This is a genomic window from Cupriavidus taiwanensis LMG 19424 (genome assembly GCF_000069785.1).
Taxonomy (GTDB): domain Bacteria; phylum Pseudomonadota; class Gammaproteobacteria; order Burkholderiales; family Burkholderiaceae; genus Cupriavidus; species Cupriavidus taiwanensis.
Genome location: NC_010530.1, coordinates 558,448 through 575,389, shown reverse-complemented (window position 1 = coordinate 575,389; position 16,942 = coordinate 558,448). Strand labels below are relative to the sequence as shown.

Sequence of the window (16,942 nt, the reverse complement as noted above, 5' to 3'; positions counted from 1 at the left end):
TCCCCTCATGCAACCGAAGGCCACTTGCCATGACTGACGCCACCCCTGAACTCGAACGCCTGCGCGGCTGGATCGGCCGCAGCGAAACGCGCACCGAAACGCTGTCGCCGGAACCGGTCGCCGGCCTGGCCGCGACCTTCGACCTGGATCCCGAAGCCATCGCCGCCGGCCCGCTGCCGCCGCTGTGGCACTGGCTCTACTTCCTGCCGCGTGCGCCACAGCGCGAACTCGGCCGCGACGGCCACCCCACCCTCGGCGGCTTCATGCCCCCGGTGCCGCTGCCGCGCCGCATGTGGGCCGGCAGCGAAGTCAGCTTCAGCCATCCGCTGCATATCGGCGACACCGTCACGCGCACCTCCACCATCCGGGACGTCCAGTACAAGACCGGCCGCACCGGCGAACTCTGGTTCGTCGCCGTCGACCACGAACTGACCGTCAACGGCAACATCGCGGTCAACGAGCGCCACGACATCGTCTACCGCGCCATGCCCGACCCGACCAAGCCGCAACCGCCACGCCCGCGGCTGGAACAGACCGCGCAATGGCAGCGCACGCTGCAGGCCGATCCGGTCATGCTGTTCCGCTATTCCGCGCTGACCTTCAACGGCCACCGCATCCATTACGACCGCCAGTACACGCGCGACGTCGAAGGCTATCCCGGCCTGGTGGTACACGGCCCGATGCAGGCCATGCTAATGCTGGACCTGGTAGCACGCGAGCAGCCCAAGGCACGCGTGCGCCGCTTCGGCTTCCGCGGGCTGGCGCCGTTGTTCGATCAGGACACCATCACGGTCGGTGGCGCGGCCGATCCGGCGCAGCCGGGGCGGCTGGTGCTGTGGACGGGTGATGATGCCGGCGGGCAGGCGATGCAGGGGTGGGCGGAGGTGGAGGGGTAAAGGCAGGGGCTGCGGGCGGTCAGCGCCGCCGTCAGTACTGGAAGACGAACTGGAATCCGCCTGACACGCTGGCGGTGTGAAAGGCCGCCGGCTTATATGCCGGCGTGCCCGCGAACGGACAGGCCGATGCCAGGCACCGGGTGGAACGCCTTGGCGTAGGTCGCGCCGTCGGTCATCAGCGCCTTGTACTCTTCCATCTCGTCGCTGTAGCCCGCCAGGCAGGTGCGCCCGGTGAGCTGCGTCACCTGGTCGCGAATCAGCTTCTGCTCATAGAAGCCGTCCCCCAGGCGCTTCTGCGTCATGGCAAACCGCCCCCTGCCATGCCCAGGGTCTGCGGCCGCTCAGTGTTTCCGCTTGCGCCACGAATCAGGCTGGCAGTGGCGTCGCCGCGCGCGACGCCGCTGCCGGTCACGGTCTCGCCGCGGCGGTTGACGGTGGTAACGGAGATGTCCTGCGCGGTCATGTGCCAGTTCGGCTGGCTGAGGCGATGGCCGGCAGGGCATCCACTGTCTGCGCGGGTTGCGGTGTAAGGCTGCGCTCACGCGCGGCCTGGTACCTGGCTGAAACTGGGGAATCAGTGCGGCAGCCGAACGACGTACACGCCGGCAGCGGGCGCCGAAGCAGTCACGTTCACATTGGTGCCGTTCACGGTGCCATTGCTGCCTGGCGCGGCGGTATAGGTGACACCATTGGCGGTGCTCTGAGCCACTTCGATGACCGGCGCGGCTGCAAGAACTGTCGGGGTGGTGAAAGTCAGGCTGATCTGCGGGTTGAGCAGGCTGGCATAGCCACCGTCGGCCTTGACCTCATAGACGTAGTCGGCAACGACACCGGCAGGGGTGGGTACCGGCTTGCCGAGGCAGATCGTGACATTGGCGAGGTCCGTGGCAGGCGTCTTGACGGTCAGCCTGGCAATGCCGTCATCCGTCACGATGGACATGTTGGCGTTCTGCACCGAGCTGTTGGACAGCGTCAGCTTCCTGTAGCTATCGGGACAGGAGAATGCGGCCGGCGCTGGCGTGGGGGTTGGGCTGGACGCGCCGCCATTTGCGCCAGACTGTGCCTGTGCGGACGTGCCGCCATTGCCATCATCGCCTCCGCCGCCGCAGGCGGCAAACAGCGCGACACTGGAAACCAGACCTACGTACATCGCCAATTTCTTCATTGCTCAAGTCCTCTCCGGATGGGTTACTCGTTCCTCCTGACGGCATCCACACAAGGGATTGCCGGCAGTGAACGAATTAACCGTTTTCCAGACTAATGCGTCTATCGGACTTGCCTTAAAATTTATGAAACAATGAAAACGCTGGCTTTATGCGATGGATGGGATAATTTCTGCATAAATCTGCGTGCCTGTAAAGGACACACAGAACATTGCGATCCGAGCATTCCGAATAATCTTTGGAAATTTCGGATCTACAAAATCATTTCGAAGGGAAAAGGACGACGCGGCTCGCGAGAGCAAAAAACGCCCGATCAACACGGCGCATTTCCCCGAATCTCGCCCCAAAAAAAGCGAAAAGGCCGGCTTCCCGCCGGCCCCATCGCGCCAACCCCAAAAATCTTTTCAGTCCGCCTGAATATTCGCCTTCTTCACCACCCCACCCCACAACGCCAGCTCCCGCTGGATCCTGTCCCCCAGCGCCTTGGGCGTGCTGATGTTGACGTCATACCCCCCGGCACTCATCCGCTGCCGGAAAGCGGCATCCTCCCCCACCGCCTTCTGCGCCTTGACCAGCTTGTCGACCACATCGGCCGGCAGCTTCTGCGGCCCCACCAGCGCGTACCAGCCGGTCAGGTCATAGTCCTTCTGCCCCGACTCGATCATGGTCGGCACGTTGGGCAGTGCCGGGTTGCGGGTCTTCGACGTGACCGCCAGCGCGCGCACCTTGCCGCCGTTGATATGGCCGATGGCGGTGCCGGTGATGTCGAACATGAACGTGACCTTGCCGCTCATCACGTCGGCCATCGCCGGCGCGTTGCCCTTGTAGGGCACGTGCAGCATCTTTACGTTGTTCATCTGCGCCAGCAGTTCAGCCGACAGGTGGTTGGACGCCCCCACGCCCGCGGAACCGAACGAGACCCCTTCGGGATGCTTTCGCGCGTAGTCGACCAGTTCGCCCACGTTTTTCGCCGGGAAGTCCTTGTTCACCAGCAGCACGTTGGTGTAGTCGGTGATCAGGCCGATGTAGGTGAAGTCCTTGACCGGGTTGAAGTTGACCGAGTGCTGGATCAGCGGCGTCATGGTCATGGTGGGGCTGGCGACGAAATACAGCGTGTAGCCGTCCGGCGCTGCCTTGGCGGTCATGTCGGCGGCAATCGCGCCGCTGGCGCCGGCGCGGTTGTCCACCACCACCGGTTGCTTGAGCACGCGGCCGAGCTGCTCGGCGTAGATGCGCGCGGCGGTGTCGACCGGGCCGCCGGGCGCGTAGCCGACCAGCAGCTTGACCGGCCGCGACGGGTAGGCGTCCGCGGCCCATGCCGCGCCCTGCAGCAGCAGCGTGGCGGTCAGTGCCGCCAGCGTCTTCCATGTTTTCATTTGTGTTCTCCTCCAGAATGGCTGTCATTCCCTGGGCGCGTGCCCCGGGGGCTTAGTCGAGCATGGCGCGCAGCGGCTGCTTGAGCAGCTTGCCGCTCGCCGTGGTCGGAATCACGTCGACGGTGCGGACTTCGGCCGGCCGCTTGTACGGCGCCAGGCTGTCGCGCAGGTAGGCGTCCAGCGCCTTGCGGTCGAGCTCGGCGCCTTCCTGCAGTTCGATGAAGGCCACCACCTCTTCGTTGCCGTCGCTCGTGGTGCGCCCCACCACGGCGGACTGGCGCACGCCGGCAAATGCATTGATCACCGACTCCACTTCGATCGGATACACGTTGAAGCCGGAACGGATGATCAGGTCCTTGGAGCGGCCGGAAATGAACAGCGCGCCGTCGGCGTCGAGATAGCCGAGGTCACCGGTATTGAGCCAGCCGCCCGGCAGCAGCGCCTCGGCGGTCTGTTCGGGATTGCGGTAGTAGCCGAGCATCACGCCCGGGCCACGCACGCGGATCTGGCCGCGTTCGCCGGCGGGCAGCGGCTTGCCTGCGGCATCGGTGATGGCGATTTCCACGCCTTCGACGATGTAGCCGGCCGAGCAATCGGCGCGCGGCGCATCCATGCGCGTGATGAAGAGCGAACCGGCGTATTCGGTAATGCCGTAGCCATGGTGCAGCGGCTGGCCGAACAGCGTCTCGACATCCCGCTTGAGCGTGGGATCGAGCGGCGCGCCGCCGGTATAGAGATAGCGCAGGCGCGGATAAGCGCCGGGCTTCGCGCCCAGCGCGGGCGCCACCGCCATGATGCGCGTGAACATGGTGGGCACGCCCTGCAGGATGGTGACGCCCGGCTCCGCCAGGGCCTCGAACACTTCATTGGCGTCGAAGCGCGGGCGCAGAAACAGGCTGGCGCCGGCGTACAGCGTGGCCATCAGCACCGTGGCGATGCCGAAGATATGCGACATCGGCAGCGCGCCGTAGGCGACATCGGCGGGGCCCATGTCGCGCGAGGTGGCGGAGATGCGCGCAAACTGCGTCAGCCCCGCGTGGGGCACCATCACGCCCTTGGGCGCGCCGGTGGTGCCCGAGGTATAGATCAGCGTGGCGACGCTACGCGCCAGCTCGGCAGGCTCGCGCTGCGGCGCGGTGGCCGCACGGGCGGCGCGCATGCCGTCGTCATAGACCGCGCAGCCGGTGGCCTGCGCCCCCAGCCGCTCACCGTGCGCCGCGGCCACGTCGGAAACATGGCCGGTGAACAGCACCAGCGCGGGCTGCGCGTGGTCGCGGATATTGCCGATCTCGCGCGCGGACAGGCGCGCGTTGACGTTGATCGGCCACGCGTGCAGCAGGCTGCAGGCGAACAGCGTCACCACCATCTCGTTGCAGTTCTCGCCGACCACCATGACGCGGTCGCCCTCGCCCACGCCCTGCGCCGCCAGCCAGTCACGCGCGGCTTCGATGCGCCGCCACAGCTCGCCATAGCTGACAACGGTGCCGTTCTCGTACAGGCATGGCGCCTGCGGGGTCTGCGCAGCCCAGTGGGCGGGAATCTCGTGGATGAATCGGGGGCGGAAGGAAGACATGGTGCTGGGGAATCTCTCGAATGCGGGCTGAGTCGGATATGCGGCGGAATGCACCCGGCCACACCAAAACTGGCCGCATCAGTTTGCGACAAGCCCCGCGCCTCAGCCATTTGGAATTCACTAAGGTCGTGTTCGTCCACGCGAGGGGCCCCATGCTGGCGCCCACGGCAAGCGTTGCGGGATGCGCTGGTTCCGCCTGCGCGAAGGACGCCTTCCGGATTGATAAAGCAACGAATCCCGGCCCGCCAATACAATCGGCCGGCACAGCAAGGGCTTGCGCCATGGCGCGCTGCACAACCCGGCAACACCGCCGGCTTGCACTACGCACCGCGCAGGCCGCGTACCACAGGGGACATTCAGATGGATTTGCGTTTCACCGCCGAGGAACAGGCCTTCCGCGAGGAAGTCCGCGCTTTCGTGCAGGCCAAATTGCCGGAAGACATCCGCAACAAGGTGCTCAACCACCAGCGCGTGGAGAAGGACGACTACGTCCGCTGGCACCGCATCCTGCAAGCGCAGGGCTGGGGCGCGCCCACCTGGCCTAAGCAGTGGGGCGGCACCGGCTGGACCGCGCTGCAGCGCCTGATCTTCGAGATCGAGACCTTCCGCGCCGGCGCGCCGCGCCTGCTGCCGTTCGGCCTGACCATGATCGGCCCGGTGCTGATGAAGTACGCCAGCCCCGAGATGCAGCAGCGCTTCCTGCCGCGCATCCCCGGCGTGGAAGACTTCTGGTGCCAGGGCTACTCCGAGCCGGGCTCAGGTTCCGACCTGGCCTCGCTGAAGACCCGCGCGGTGCGCCGAGGCGACAAGTACATCGTCAACGGCCAGAAGACCTGGACCACGATGGCGCACTTCGCCGACTGGATCTTCTGCCTGGTGCGCACCGATCCCGAAGCCAAGGCGCAGGAAGGCATCTCGATGCTGCTGATCGACATGAAGTCGCCGGGCGTGACCGTGCGCCCGATCACCACGCTCGACGGCGGCCATGATGTCAACGAGACCTGGTTCGAGGACGTCGAAGTGCCGGTCGAGAACCTGGTCGGCGAAGAGAACCGCGCCTGGACTTATGCCAAGTACCTGCTCGGCCATGAGCGCACCGGCATTGCCGGCATCGGCCATTGCCACCGCGAGCTGCGCCAGCTCAAGCACTATGCCGCGCAGGCCACCGACGGCGCCGGGCGCCCGCTGATTGAAGACGTGCGCATGCGCGACAAGATCGCGCGCGTCGAGATGGACATCATGGCGCTGGAGATGCTGCTGCTGCGCGTGGCCACGCAGGCCGCCGGCACGCCGGGGCCGGAAGCATCGATCGTCAAGATCCGCGGCTCCGAGGTGCAGCAGGACCTGGCCATGCTGATGATGGAAGTGGCCGGCCCCAATGCCTGGCCGTATTCGCCGGACTGGCTCGAACCCGGCGCGACGCAGCCGGTGTCGGGACCGGACTGGGCCGCGCCGGCCGCCTCGACCTACTACGACATGCGCAAGACCTCGATCTACGGCGGTGCGACCGAAGTGCAGAAGAACATCATCTCCAAGATGATCCTGGGTTTCTGAAGGGATAGCTGACATGGACTTTACCTACAGCGAAGAGCAACAGATGCTGGCGGACAGCCTGCGCCGCTTCATCGATACGGAATACACCTTCGAGGCCCGCCGCAAGAGCGCGCGCCAGGGGGAGAGCCTGGACCGCGGCATGTGGAACAAGCTGGCCGAAATGGGCGTGCTGGGCCTGACCGTGCCGGCCGATTTCGGCGGCTTCGGCGAAGGCGCCGCCAGCCAGCTGGTGGTGCAGCGCGAGCTGGGCCGAGGCCTGGTGCTGGAGCCGGTCACGCCCAGCGGCGTGATGGCGGCCGCCATCCTGTCCGCCCACGGCAGCGACGCGCAGAAGCAGGAATGGCTGCCCGCGATCGCCTCGGGCGAGCGCATCGTCACGCTGGCCTACCTGGAGCCGACCACGCGCTACCGTCCGGAATCGGCCCGCGCCAGCGCCGAGCGCAGCGGCGACGGCTACGTCATCAGCGGCACCAAGAGCGTGGTCTGGCACGGCGCCGCCGCCGACGCCTACCTGCTGACCGCGCGCATCGCGGGCAGCAACGACATCGCACTGTTCCTGGTGCCGCGCGACAGCAAGGGCCTGACGGTGACCGCCTACCCGACCATCGACGGCCTGCGCGCCGCCGACCTGTCGCTGCAGAACGTCACCGTGCCGGCCAGCGCGCTGGTGGGACAGCCCGCCGACGGCCTGGCGGCACTCGGCGTCGGCCTGGAACACGGCATCGCCGCGCTGTGCGCCGAGGGCGCCGGCGCGATGGAAAAGCTGATCCAGATCACCGGCGAATACCTGGGCACGCGCCAGCAGTTCGGCAAGCCGCTGGCCAGCTTCCAGGCGCTGCAGCACCGCATGGCCGACATGCTGGTGCAGAAGGAACTGGCGCTGTCGATGGCCTACGTCGCCGCGCAGGCGCTGGACGAAACCGACCCCGCCGCGCGCCGCCGCATGCTGTCCGCCGCCAAGGTCACGGTGGCCCGCGCCGGCCGCTTCGTCGGCCAGCAGGCCGTGCAGTTGCACGGCGGCATGGGCATGACCGACGAGCTGTCCGTGGGCGACTATTTCAAGCGCCTGACCATGCTGGACCAGCTGCTGGGCGACAGCGACTACCACCTGCAGCGCTTCGGCGAAGTGATGGAAGCCTGATCCCCGCGGCCACCGGCCGCAAGGTTGCCCTGAGGCCGGGTAAGGACCCGGCCTGCCTTTTTGGTTCAGTCGAAATCCGGGGGAAGATGCAGGAGCGCATCCATTGATGCGGTACTTCGTGCATGCGCCGGCCCTCTCCCCCGCCCCTCTCCCGCAAGCGGGAGAGGGGAGCAAACAAGCGAGAGAGAAAGACCCTTGGGCTCGCACGCGACAACGCCGTGCGAGCGCAGCGACGCACTCCGTGCCAGAGCAGCAGACCTGAGATAGAGCGCGCGCGCAGCGCAGCCGAAGGCGTCCCACCAATAACGTCATAAGCAGGCTGCCACCAACCTAAAGTCGGGTTCGTCCATCCGACCTTGGACGCCAGGCACATCCAGGTAGCGTCAGCAGGGTGGAACCACCACCAACACAACCGCAAGTCACCACCGCCAGAGCCACCAACGCCGCCTTAGCCAGCCGCTTAGGCGACGCGCTCTTTGCCTCCTTTCTGTCGCTCGGACAGAAAGGAGGTCGCCGGCTACGCCGGCGAAACAGCAGCGCCCGCCAAGCACCAACACCCAAACCCACCGCCAACACCCCAGCCCCCAAACCCCTCCCCTACATCACCCCCAACAAGCCACTCACCCCCTAAGGGAAATCCACTAGTCCGTTCCAACGATTCCCGGCCGCGGCGCCGTCACTACCCTGTGTCCACAGGCACGGAAGTCGCCGGCCATTCCCAAGGAGCGAGACTGCAATGACATCCACTACACATCGACTGCTGCGCGGCGGCCTGCTGGTGACCAGCATGGCACTGGCCGCGGCATCGTGGGCGAAGGTCACCCCGGAAGAACTCAAGCAGCTTGACGGCAACCTCACGCCGATGGGCGCCGAGCGCGCCGCCAGCAAGGACGGCGATGTGCCGGCGTGGAGCGGCAAGTGGCTGGGTACGCCGCCCCAGGTCAAATACCAACGTGGCGAGCGCTATCCGGACCCTTACGGCGACGAGAAGCCGCTGTTCGTCATCACCGCGCAGAACATGGCGCAGTATGCCGAGCGGCTGACCGAAGGCCAGAAGGCGTTGTTCAAGAAGTACCCCGACACCTTCAAGATGCCGGTGTACCCGAGCCATCGCGATTTCCGCTACGAAGACGCGGCCTACAAGGACATCCGCACCTACGCCACCACCGTCAGCATGACCCCGGACGCCAACGGCCTGAAGGACGCCGGACCGCAGGTGCCCTATCCGATCCCGAAGACAGCGATGGAGCTGCTGTGGAACCAGCGCTTCTCGTCGGCCATCGGCGCGGAGAAGGCGCAGTATGACCAGGCCGTGGTCTATCCCAACGGCTCGATCGCCTGGGGCCGGGTCTCGTACAACATCTTCTCGCCGCGCAATCACGGCAAGTTCGACCCTGAAAACAAGCTCAACGACCGTTCCTTCTTCCGCACCGCCACCGACCTGCCGCTGCGCGACCGCGGCCAGGTGATCGTGGGCTACGCGGTGTGGGACCAGGAAGGCTCGGACACCAACCGCACCTGGATCTACAACCCCGGCACGCGGCGCGTGCGCCAGGCGCCGGAGTTCGGCTTCGACCAGCCGCAGGGTCCAGGCGGCTTCCGCACCGTGGATGACGACCGTCTTTTCAACGGTTCCGGCGAGCGCTACAACTGGAAGATCGTCGGCAAGAAGGAAATCTATGTCCCGTACCACAACTACAAGCTGCTGAGCGCTTCGGTCAAGTACAAGGACCTGCTGACCAACGGCCACGCCAACCCGGACGTGATGCGCTACGAGCTGCACCGCGTATGGATCCTGGAAGCCACGCTCAAGTCGGGCTTCCGCCACCAGTATGCGAAGCGCGTGCTGTTCCTGGACGAAGACACCTGGCAGGCGCTGGCCGCCGACAACTACGACGGCCGCGGCCAGCTGTGGCGCACCAACCTGCAGGCTTCCGTCTATGCCTATGATGCGCGACGCTACTACCCGACCACCACGTTCTACCATGACCTGATCTCGGGCGCGTACCTGGCGGACCGGCTGACCAACGAAGGCCCGATGCCGAAACTGAACAACAGTCCGGAGTTCAGCGAGGCCTTCTTCTCGCCGGATGCGGCGCGGGGGTCGGGTACCTGACCGGATCGTGATGCCAGGCCGGGCGCGACTTCGCCCGGCCTGGCCTGTTTCCTGCGCTGTCCCCTCCGCAATCCAGTTCGCCACAGGCCGCGCGCTTCACCGTCACGGCTGGCGCCGGCGTGGCCAAGCGCCATGACCACCTCCCCTGCCCCCTCGCCTTCCACCTCGCCGCCCCACTCGCACCAGTCCGGGCCGTTCCATGCGATGGCCAAGCCCAGCGGATCCGACTGCAACCTGGACTGCGCCTACTGCTTTTATCTGGAAAAAGCCGCGCTGTATCGACTGGGCCCCGGCGAACGCAAGCGCCGCATGCCGGACGATGTGCTGGCCGCCTATGTGCGCAACTACATCGCATCGCATCCACCCGGCGCCGAAGTCGTCTTCACCTGGCAGGGCGGCGAGCCCACGCTGCTGGGCCTGGACTTCTACCGCCGGGCGGTCCACCTGCAGCAGCAGTGGCGCGCAGGCCGGTCCATCCGCAACAGCTTCCAGACCAACGGCGTACTGCTGGACGACGAATGGTGCGCCTTCTTCGCCGGCCATGACTTCCTGGTGGGCCTGTCGCTCGATGGCCCGGCGGAAATCCACGATGCCTACCGCGTCTCGGCCGGTGGCCAGCCGACCCACGCGCTGGTAATGCGCGCGCTGGCAACACTGCAGGCGCATCGCGTCCGCCATAACGTGCTGGCCTGCGTCAATCGCCGCAGCGCGGCCGAGCCGCTGCGGATCTATGCGTTCCTGCTCGCGCACGGCGTCAGGCATATCCAGTTCATTCCGGTGGTGGAACGCCGCCCCGACGCGGCCGACAGCGCCATCGGCCTCACGCTGCACGGCCCCGGCGGCAAGGTGCTGGCGCAGGCCTTGCCGGGTGGCGCCGGGAGCGTGACCGAATGGTCGGTCCCGTCCGGCGCCTACGGCGACTTTCTCAATGCCATCTTCGACGTGTGGGTGCGCCGCGATGTCGGCACCGTCCACGTGATGAATTTCGAATGGGCGCTGGCGAACTACATGGGCGAGCCGGGCGCCGCCTGCCATCACCAGCCGACGTGCGGGCGGGCCGTGGCGGTCGAGCACAACGGCGACGTCTATGCCTGCGACCACTACGTCTATCCGGCATACCGGCTCGGCAACCTCGGCACGGCGTCGCTGGCGCAGATGGTCGACTCGCCGGCCCAGCATGCGTTCGGGCAGGACAAGCTGCGCTCGCTGCCGCGGCAATGCACGCAGTGCAAGATGCTGAAGGGCTGCTGGGGCGGCTGCCCGAAGCACCGCTTCACCACGACGCGCGACGGCGAGCCCGGCCTGACTACCTCTGCGACGGCTATTACCGCTTCTTCGGCCACGTGGCGCCATACCTGCGCACCATGTCCGGACTGATCCGCGCTGGCAGGCCGGCCAGCGATATCACCCGCGCCGTCGTTCTCCGTGCGCCGGCCACGCCGTAGCGCAGGACTCGCACGGGGGCCGCTAGCGCAGATCGATCGAGACCTGTTCGATGCGCCCGCCGCTGAAGGCATAGCCCGGCAGCGCGTCAGCGGGATAATCGCCCGCGGCCGAGCCATGGTCGATGCCGACATCGAAGGTCTCGTCGATGGTGTAGAAGCCGGGCGGGCTCGCCGGCAAGCGGTCCTTGCCCGCGGGCTTGCCGTCGACCATCAGCTGCAGGTCCGCGCCCCTGGCATAGCCGCCGCCGTCATAGCTGAAATCGAAGCGCAGCTGGTGGCGCCCGGCCGTCAGCGGCGCCGGCCCGCGCAGCGCCACGGTCTTGAGGTTGAACAGGCGGTAGCTGAACACCGGAACGCCGGCGTCATCCAGGTAGAGCGACCATCCCGCGCTGTGGCCGCCGAGCGTGGCGATCACGCCGCGCGCCCGCTCACCGGCATCGATCGTGGCCGACACACTCCACGAGCGGTTATAGGTCTTGGGCAAGGCCGACTCCGGCACGCCGACCACGCCTTGCCTGAATGTCATGCTGGTGCGGCCCGCTGACAACGACGGCAGCGTCCCGGCCTGGTTCGGCGACATGTTGCGCAGCGGCAGCACCTGGTTGCGCTGCGCCTCGTCCTGGAACAATGCCTGCATCCGCGCCAGCCGCGCCGGCTCGCGTTGGGCAAGGTCCTGGGCCTGCGAGAAATCGGTGTTCAGGTCATAGAGTTCCCACCGGTCGTCCTCGAACTTCTTCTGGCCATAGTCGATCACGGTCCACGGGCGCCGGCTATGGAAGGCCGACGCCATCCAGCCATCCTGGTAGAGGGCCCGATGGCCGAATACCTCGAAGTACTGCGTGGTATGGCGCGTCGCCGCCCTGGCATCGGCGAAGCTGTAGAGCAGGCTCACGCCGTCCATCGGCTTCTGCGCGATGCCGTTGACCACGGCGGGAGCCGGTAGTTTTGCGGCTTCCAGGATGGTGGGCACGATGTCGTTGACATGGCCGAACTGGCTGCGCAGCCCGCCGCGCGGGGCATGCCTGGGCCACGTCACCACCATCGGATTGCGGGTGCCGCCCAGGTGAGACGCCACCGCCTTGGTCCATTTGAACGGCGTGTCCAGCGCCCAGGCCCAGCCCGCGGGATAGTGCGGATAGGTGCCGGGCCCGCCCAGCGCATCAAGCTGCGCCAGCCGGGTGGCATCGCTTTCGGGCAGCCCCTGCACCGGCGCAAAGTAGCTGGCGCTGCCGGGCAAGCCGCCTTCGGCGCTGGCGCCGTTGTCGCCGACGATGTAGAAGAACATCGTGTTGTCGAACTGCCCGCTCGCCTTCAGCGCCTCGACCAGCCTGCCCACCTGCGCGTCGGCATGCTCGAGGAAGCCGGCATAGACCTCCATCAGCCGCGACGCGACCCGCTTCTGGTCCGGTGTCAGCGTGTCCCACGCCGGCAGGTCCGGCATGCGCGCGGTCAGCTGCGTATTGGCCGGAATCACCCCGAGCGCCTTCTGTCGCGCGAAGATCTCTTCGCGCAGCCGGTCCCAGCCCTGGTCGAACTTGCCGCGGTACGGCTCGATCCACGCCTTCGGCGCCTGCAGCGGCGCATGCGCGGCACCCGGGGCGAAGTACAGGAACACCGGCTTGTCCGGCGTGACCGCGTGCTGCACGCGCAGCCAGTCGATCGCCTTGTCGGCAAGGTCCGCGCTGAGGTGGTAGTCGCGCCCGGGCGGGCGCATCACCGGCGTGGTGCCGTCATAGAGCGAAGGCTCGTACTGGTCGGTTTCGCCGCCATGGAAGCCATAGAAGCGCTCGAACCCTTCGCCGGTCGGCCAGCGGTCGAACGGGCCGCTTGGCGACAACTCCCAGTCCGGGGTCTGGTGCCATTTGCCGAACGCCGCGGTGTTGTAGCCGCTCTGGCGCAGCACCTCCGCGATGGTGGCGGTGTCCTTGGTGTGGAAGCTGCTGTATCCCGGGCGCTCGTCGGCGACGTTCGCCACCGCGCCGATGCCGGTGGCATGCGCATTGCGCCCGGTCAGCAGTGCCGAGCGGGTGGGCGAGCAGATCGCCGTAGTATGGAAGTTGTTGTAGCGCAGGCCTTCCCGCGCCAGCGATTCCAGCACCGGCGTCTGCACCGGACCGCCGAAGGTCGAGGCCGCACCGAAGCCGACATCGTCGAGCAGCACGATCACCACGTTGGGCGCGCCCGCCGGCGCCTTGACCTGGTAGGCCGGCGCGCGGTCGGCACCGGCAAGCGCCGGGCCCTGTTGGGCGTGGGCCGGCAGGCAGGCCGGCGTGGCGGCCAGCGCCAGGCAAGTGGCGATGAACTTCTGGGAAAATGGCATAGGCGTCCTGCGATATCGTTGGCCGGCGCGGCGGCGCGTCACTGCCGCCGCGCATGATTCCGGCATGGCTACCGCATTGTTCCCATCGCGCCGCGTCGCGGGCATCGTCCGCCCGGACTATCCGTTCCGCGCGGACGGGATGCCCGCCCGGGGTTGTCATCAGTCCCGCCGCACCAGCCGCGGCATCGCGTAAGTCCCGTCGACCAGCGGCGCGGTCGGGCCATAGAAACGTGCCGCCAGCCTGAACGGCCCTTTGGCCGGCAGCGGCATCCAGTTGCGCGCCTGGGCCGCGTCGGATGGCTTGTCGTGCTGGAAATACAGCGTGAGCTTGCCGTCCTGCACCGCGAACTGGCCGGCCGCGACCTGGTAGCTGGTCACGCTGTAGCGGTCGATCGGGTTGTCGACGAAGTAGCCGTTGTCGTCGTAGACCGGCAGCTCCCAGAACTCGGTGACCGGCGGCAGGTCGTTCATGTCCAGCGTCATGGTGTAGCGCCCGGCGCTGTCCAGCGGCTTGCCGTGCGCGTCGGTCATGGCGTAGGCGATGGTGTGCGACTGGTATGGCACGGGGCTGCCCCAGGCGATGTCCGCGGCGCCGGCCCTGACCTTGTAGTCGTTGGGGTCGTAGAACAGGCTGCTCTGCAGTTTCCAGCCGTTCATGTCGACCTGCGCCGCGCTGAATGCCGTGCGTGCTTCGGCGCGCGCGGCGTCGAAGCCCCGTTGCACGGCGCGGCGCTGCGCGGGCGTGAGCCGCTGCGGATCGAACTGCACGCCCTTGCGCAGGCCCAGTGGCGCCAGCGCGCGCAGGGTCTCGCGCTCGGTCACCGAGTCCCTGCGCTGGGTCAGTGTGTCGTCGTTGATCACCAGGCTGGCCAGTTGCAGGTAGTCGGTCGCGGTCATCGATCTGGCCACATCCGGAATCTGCGCCATGCGTGCAAAGGTGCGGTAGTTCGCAGGCTGTGTCGGCACCTCGGCCAGCGGCACCGGCTTGCCGCCGTTGCGTTGCCAGCGCTCCAGCGGCTCGACACTGACGCCGTCCATCAGCCGGTGCGCCGCCGCGAAGTCGGCAGCGTCGCGCGTGGTGACCGCCACGCGCAGCGTGATCGAAAACGCGTTGGAAGGCGCCCGCACCACCTCCGTGCCGCGGAATCCCGCCGGCAAGGTGCCCTTCCAGTCCGGCCCGACGATCAGGTAGCGCTGCGCCGCGTTGCCGGTGAACTGGCTGCCCACCATGAAAAACCAGTCGGCGTACTGGTCCAGCGCCTGGATGCTCCAGTAGCGGCCATCGTCGACCTTGGGCGAAGTGACCACCACCGGCTGTCGCGACAGGTCGAAGAAGCCGCCCGAATACAGCGTCGAGGCGTTCGGGGTGGTAGCAAAGCGCTCCCTGGCGGTGAAGAGCTGGCGGGTCTGCGCCAGGCGGTTGATGCCGCGGTAGGCCGGCATCTGCTGCGCCTGCGTGAAGACGTAGCGCAGTTCGTAGAAGCCGGTCTGCTGCAGGCCCCAGAAGTAGGCCTGCCGGGTCAGCGCTTCGATCTGTGCGGGCGTTATGCGGGCATCGATGCCAGCGGCGGGCAGTGGTGCCAGCGCCGGCGCGGGACGGGCGTGGGCCTGCAGGCAGGCGAGGGCAAGGACAGCGATGCGGGCGTGCCGCATCCAGTTGGCGTTCATCGGCAGGCTCCTTGAGCAAGAGAAAGCGGCACGCTGCGCCGCCACGCCTGCCAGTGTCCCGGCAACGCCGGTCGACGGCATCGTCTTCCTGGGCAAGAGGCCTCTACTGCAAATATGGGTGGCGCCGCGACGCGGCACGTGCCTGGCTCAGCTGAGCGACACGACGCTGTTGAGCAGCGTGCGCACCAGCTCCGCCTGCCGCGTGACGCCCGCCTTCTGGAAGATTGCGCGCAGATGGGCGCGCACGGTATTGGTCTTGACCTTCAGCGCTTCGGCCGCATCCTCCAGCGAAGCGCCGTTGGCCATCAGCAGTGCCAGCGATGCCTCTGTCGGCGTGAAGTCGAACAACTGGCGCAAGACCTCGACCGAGGTCTGTGCGCTGCACGCCGGGTCGCGGATCACCACCACGCAGGCCGGGCACCACTTGTTCTCCTCCGACCATTCGCGCATCGGGATGGCGCGGATCAGCACTTCCAGGCGGCCCGTGCCGGACGGCCTGGCCAGCGACATCGCCTCCACCATGGGCGCGGCGGCGCCGTCATCCTGCGTGGCCGAGATCGAATCGATCGAGCGCCGGACCAGCTCACGGAAGCGGCCGCGATCGCGCGAGTCCGCAAACTCGAACTTGCCGCCGCGCAGGCGGATGCCGTCGTTCTCGCCCAGCAGCGTGCGCGCGGCCGCATTGGCCTTGAGCACCATGCCCTGGTCGTCCAGCAGCACCATTCCGATCAGCATGCGGTCTACCGCATACGCGTAAAGGCCGCGCTCGGACTCGGCCACGTCGATGCGGGAATACAGGTCGACCGCGCGCTTGATATGCGGCAGCAGCGCCAGGCAGACGGCCTGGTCCTTCTCCGAGAAGTCGTGCGCGTCATGGCCCCGGCACAGGCGGAAGCGGCACACCACGCCGTCGGCGGTCTGGATATCCGCGCCGAGCACATAGCGCATGTCCAGGTCCTTGAGCAGTTCCTGGTAGATGGGGCTGCGGCACCATGCCTCGGCGCCGACGAACTTATCCACCGTGGTCACCATGCCCGGCGGAAGGTCGACAAACGGGTCCAGCGAGTGGTAGTAGCTGTTGTACGTAACGCCTTGCCGCCGGTAGGTCTCCCGCGGCGGCATGTTGAACATCGAGCCGGGGCGGTCAAACGTGGGCGGGCGCAGGACCAGGGTCGCCGAGCAGGCGTTGAGCAGGACACGTACGGATTCGAGCACGCTGGACCAGGGGGCTTCCTCGAGCGGCCCGCGATAGATGGCGTCGAGCAGTTCGCCATACTGCGCCACGGAAAAGCCCGCCAATGCATAGATTGACGGCTCGACCAAGTGCCCGGCAGTCGCCATCAACTTGTCCCTCTCGTGTCCAGGTGAAAATTTGCCGACGGGATTTTTCCACGTCCGCCGTGGCGGTGTGGACTTTGCCTATGACGGCAAAGGGCGCGGCAAGGGCGGCGTGGCAACGCTGCGGGTCAACGGCCGCTCCGCGGGCCAGGCCCGCATCGAGCGGACCGTGCCGGCGCTGTTTTCGATCAGCGAGCCGTTCGATGTTGGCACCGACAGCCAGTCACCGGTCGGTGACTATTCGCGCGACTACCGCTTCGCCGGCGAAATCGACAACGTCACGATTGACCTTCGCTAGTCCACCTCGCTCCCGCCGCCGGGCGCGGCGGGAGCGCGGATCAGAACGGACCCG

At 67.2% G+C, this 16,942-nt stretch carries 14 protein-coding genes; 6 read left to right on the top strand and 8 right to left on the bottom strand.

The features are described 5' to 3' along the window. The first annotated feature begins 29 nt into the window (after positions 1 to 29). Positions 30 to 896: an FAS1-like dehydratase domain-containing protein gene (locus RALTA_RS18295; RefSeq protein ID WP_012355376.1), complete on the top strand. Its 867-nt coding sequence runs from the start codon at positions 30 to 32 to the stop codon at positions 894 to 896. 92 nt (positions 897 to 988) lie between these two features. Here RALTA_RS18295 and RALTA_RS18290 read toward each other — a convergent pair whose 3' ends face one another. The 5 genes from RALTA_RS18290 to RALTA_RS18275 form a co-directional block, all read right to left on the bottom strand. After that, positions 989 to 1,198 carry an S-layer family protein gene (locus tag RALTA_RS18290; protein WP_012355375.1) on the bottom strand — a complete coding sequence of 70 codons (210 nt, stop codon included), beginning with the start codon at positions 1,196 to 1,198 and terminating at the stop codon, positions 989 to 991. After that, the gene (locus RALTA_RS30330) at positions 1,195 to 1,359 is read right to left on the bottom strand and encodes a hypothetical protein (protein WP_012355374.1); all 165 of its coding nucleotides are present in this window, start codon (positions 1,357 to 1,359) and stop codon (positions 1,195 to 1,197) included. Before RALTA_RS30330 ends, RALTA_RS18290 begins: the two co-directional genes overlap by 4 nt. Before the next feature lie 111 nt (positions 1,360 to 1,470). Further along, on the bottom strand, positions 1,471 to 2,061 hold the full coding sequence (locus RALTA_RS18285) for a hypothetical protein (protein WP_012355373.1): 591 nt from the start codon (positions 2,059 to 2,061) through the stop codon (positions 1,471 to 1,473). 402 nt (positions 2,062 to 2,463) lie between these two features. Next, positions 2,464 to 3,435: a Bug family tripartite tricarboxylate transporter substrate binding protein gene (locus RALTA_RS18280; RefSeq protein ID WP_012355372.1), complete on the bottom strand. Its 972-nt coding sequence runs from the start codon at positions 3,433 to 3,435 to the stop codon at positions 2,464 to 2,466. Positions 3,436 to 3,487: 52 nt separating this feature from the next. After that, a complete protein-coding gene (locus RALTA_RS18275) occupies positions 3,488 to 5,008 on the bottom strand; it encodes a class I adenylate-forming enzyme family protein (protein WP_041232461.1) in 1,521 nt (506 codons plus the stop codon). A 360-nt stretch (positions 5,009 to 5,368) separates the two neighbouring features. Here RALTA_RS18275 and RALTA_RS18270 point away from each other — a divergent pair, with 360 nt between their 5' ends. From RALTA_RS18270 to RALTA_RS18255, 4 genes are all read left to right on the top strand, one after another. Continuing rightward, positions 5,369 to 6,562: an acyl-CoA dehydrogenase family protein gene (locus tag RALTA_RS18270; protein ID WP_025583334.1), complete on the top strand. Its 1,194-nt coding sequence runs from the start codon at positions 5,369 to 5,371 to the stop codon at positions 6,560 to 6,562. A 13-nt stretch (positions 6,563 to 6,575) separates the two neighbouring features. Beyond that, entirely contained in the window at positions 6,576 to 7,703 is a 1,128-nt protein-coding gene (locus tag RALTA_RS18265; protein WP_012355369.1) for an acyl-CoA dehydrogenase family protein, read from the top strand. Positions 7,704 to 8,439: 736 nt separating this feature from the next. Continuing rightward, positions 8,440 to 9,819, top strand: a complete 1,380-nt coding sequence (locus RALTA_RS18260) for a DUF1329 domain-containing protein (protein ID WP_012355368.1) — start codon at positions 8,440 to 8,442, stop codon at positions 9,817 to 9,819. Between the two features lie 132 nt (positions 9,820 to 9,951). Continuing rightward, a complete protein-coding gene (locus RALTA_RS18255; protein WP_242405293.1) occupies positions 9,952 to 11,196 on the top strand; it encodes an anaerobic sulfatase maturase in 1,245 nt (414 codons plus the stop codon). Between the two features lie 90 nt (positions 11,197 to 11,286). Here the strand turns inward: RALTA_RS18255 and RALTA_RS18250 are convergent, their stop codons facing one another. The 3 genes from RALTA_RS18250 to RALTA_RS18240 form a co-directional block, all read right to left on the bottom strand. Then, positions 11,287 to 13,584 (bottom strand): arylsulfatase, encoded by a 2,298-nt coding sequence (locus RALTA_RS18250; RefSeq protein WP_041232460.1) that lies wholly within the window; start codon positions 13,582 to 13,584, stop codon positions 11,287 to 11,289. Positions 13,585 to 13,743: 159 nt separating this feature from the next. Then, on the bottom strand, positions 13,744 to 15,252 hold the full coding sequence (locus RALTA_RS18245) for a DUF1254 domain-containing protein (protein ID WP_197536827.1): 1,509 nt from the start codon (positions 15,250 to 15,252) through the stop codon (positions 13,744 to 13,746). Between the two features lie 147 nt (positions 15,253 to 15,399). Further along, positions 15,400 to 16,593: a helix-turn-helix transcriptional regulator gene (locus tag RALTA_RS18240; RefSeq protein ID WP_041232459.1), complete on the bottom strand. Its 1,194-nt coding sequence runs from the start codon at positions 16,591 to 16,593 to the stop codon at positions 15,400 to 15,402. A gap of 31 nt (positions 16,594 to 16,624) precedes the next feature. Here RALTA_RS18240 and RALTA_RS18235 point away from each other — a divergent pair, with 31 nt between their 5' ends. Then, positions 16,625 to 16,888, top strand: coding sequence for a hypothetical protein (locus RALTA_RS18235; RefSeq protein ID WP_157877196.1), 264 nt, complete (start codon positions 16,625 to 16,627; stop codon positions 16,886 to 16,888). The last annotated feature ends 54 nt before the right edge of the window (positions 16,889 to 16,942 follow it).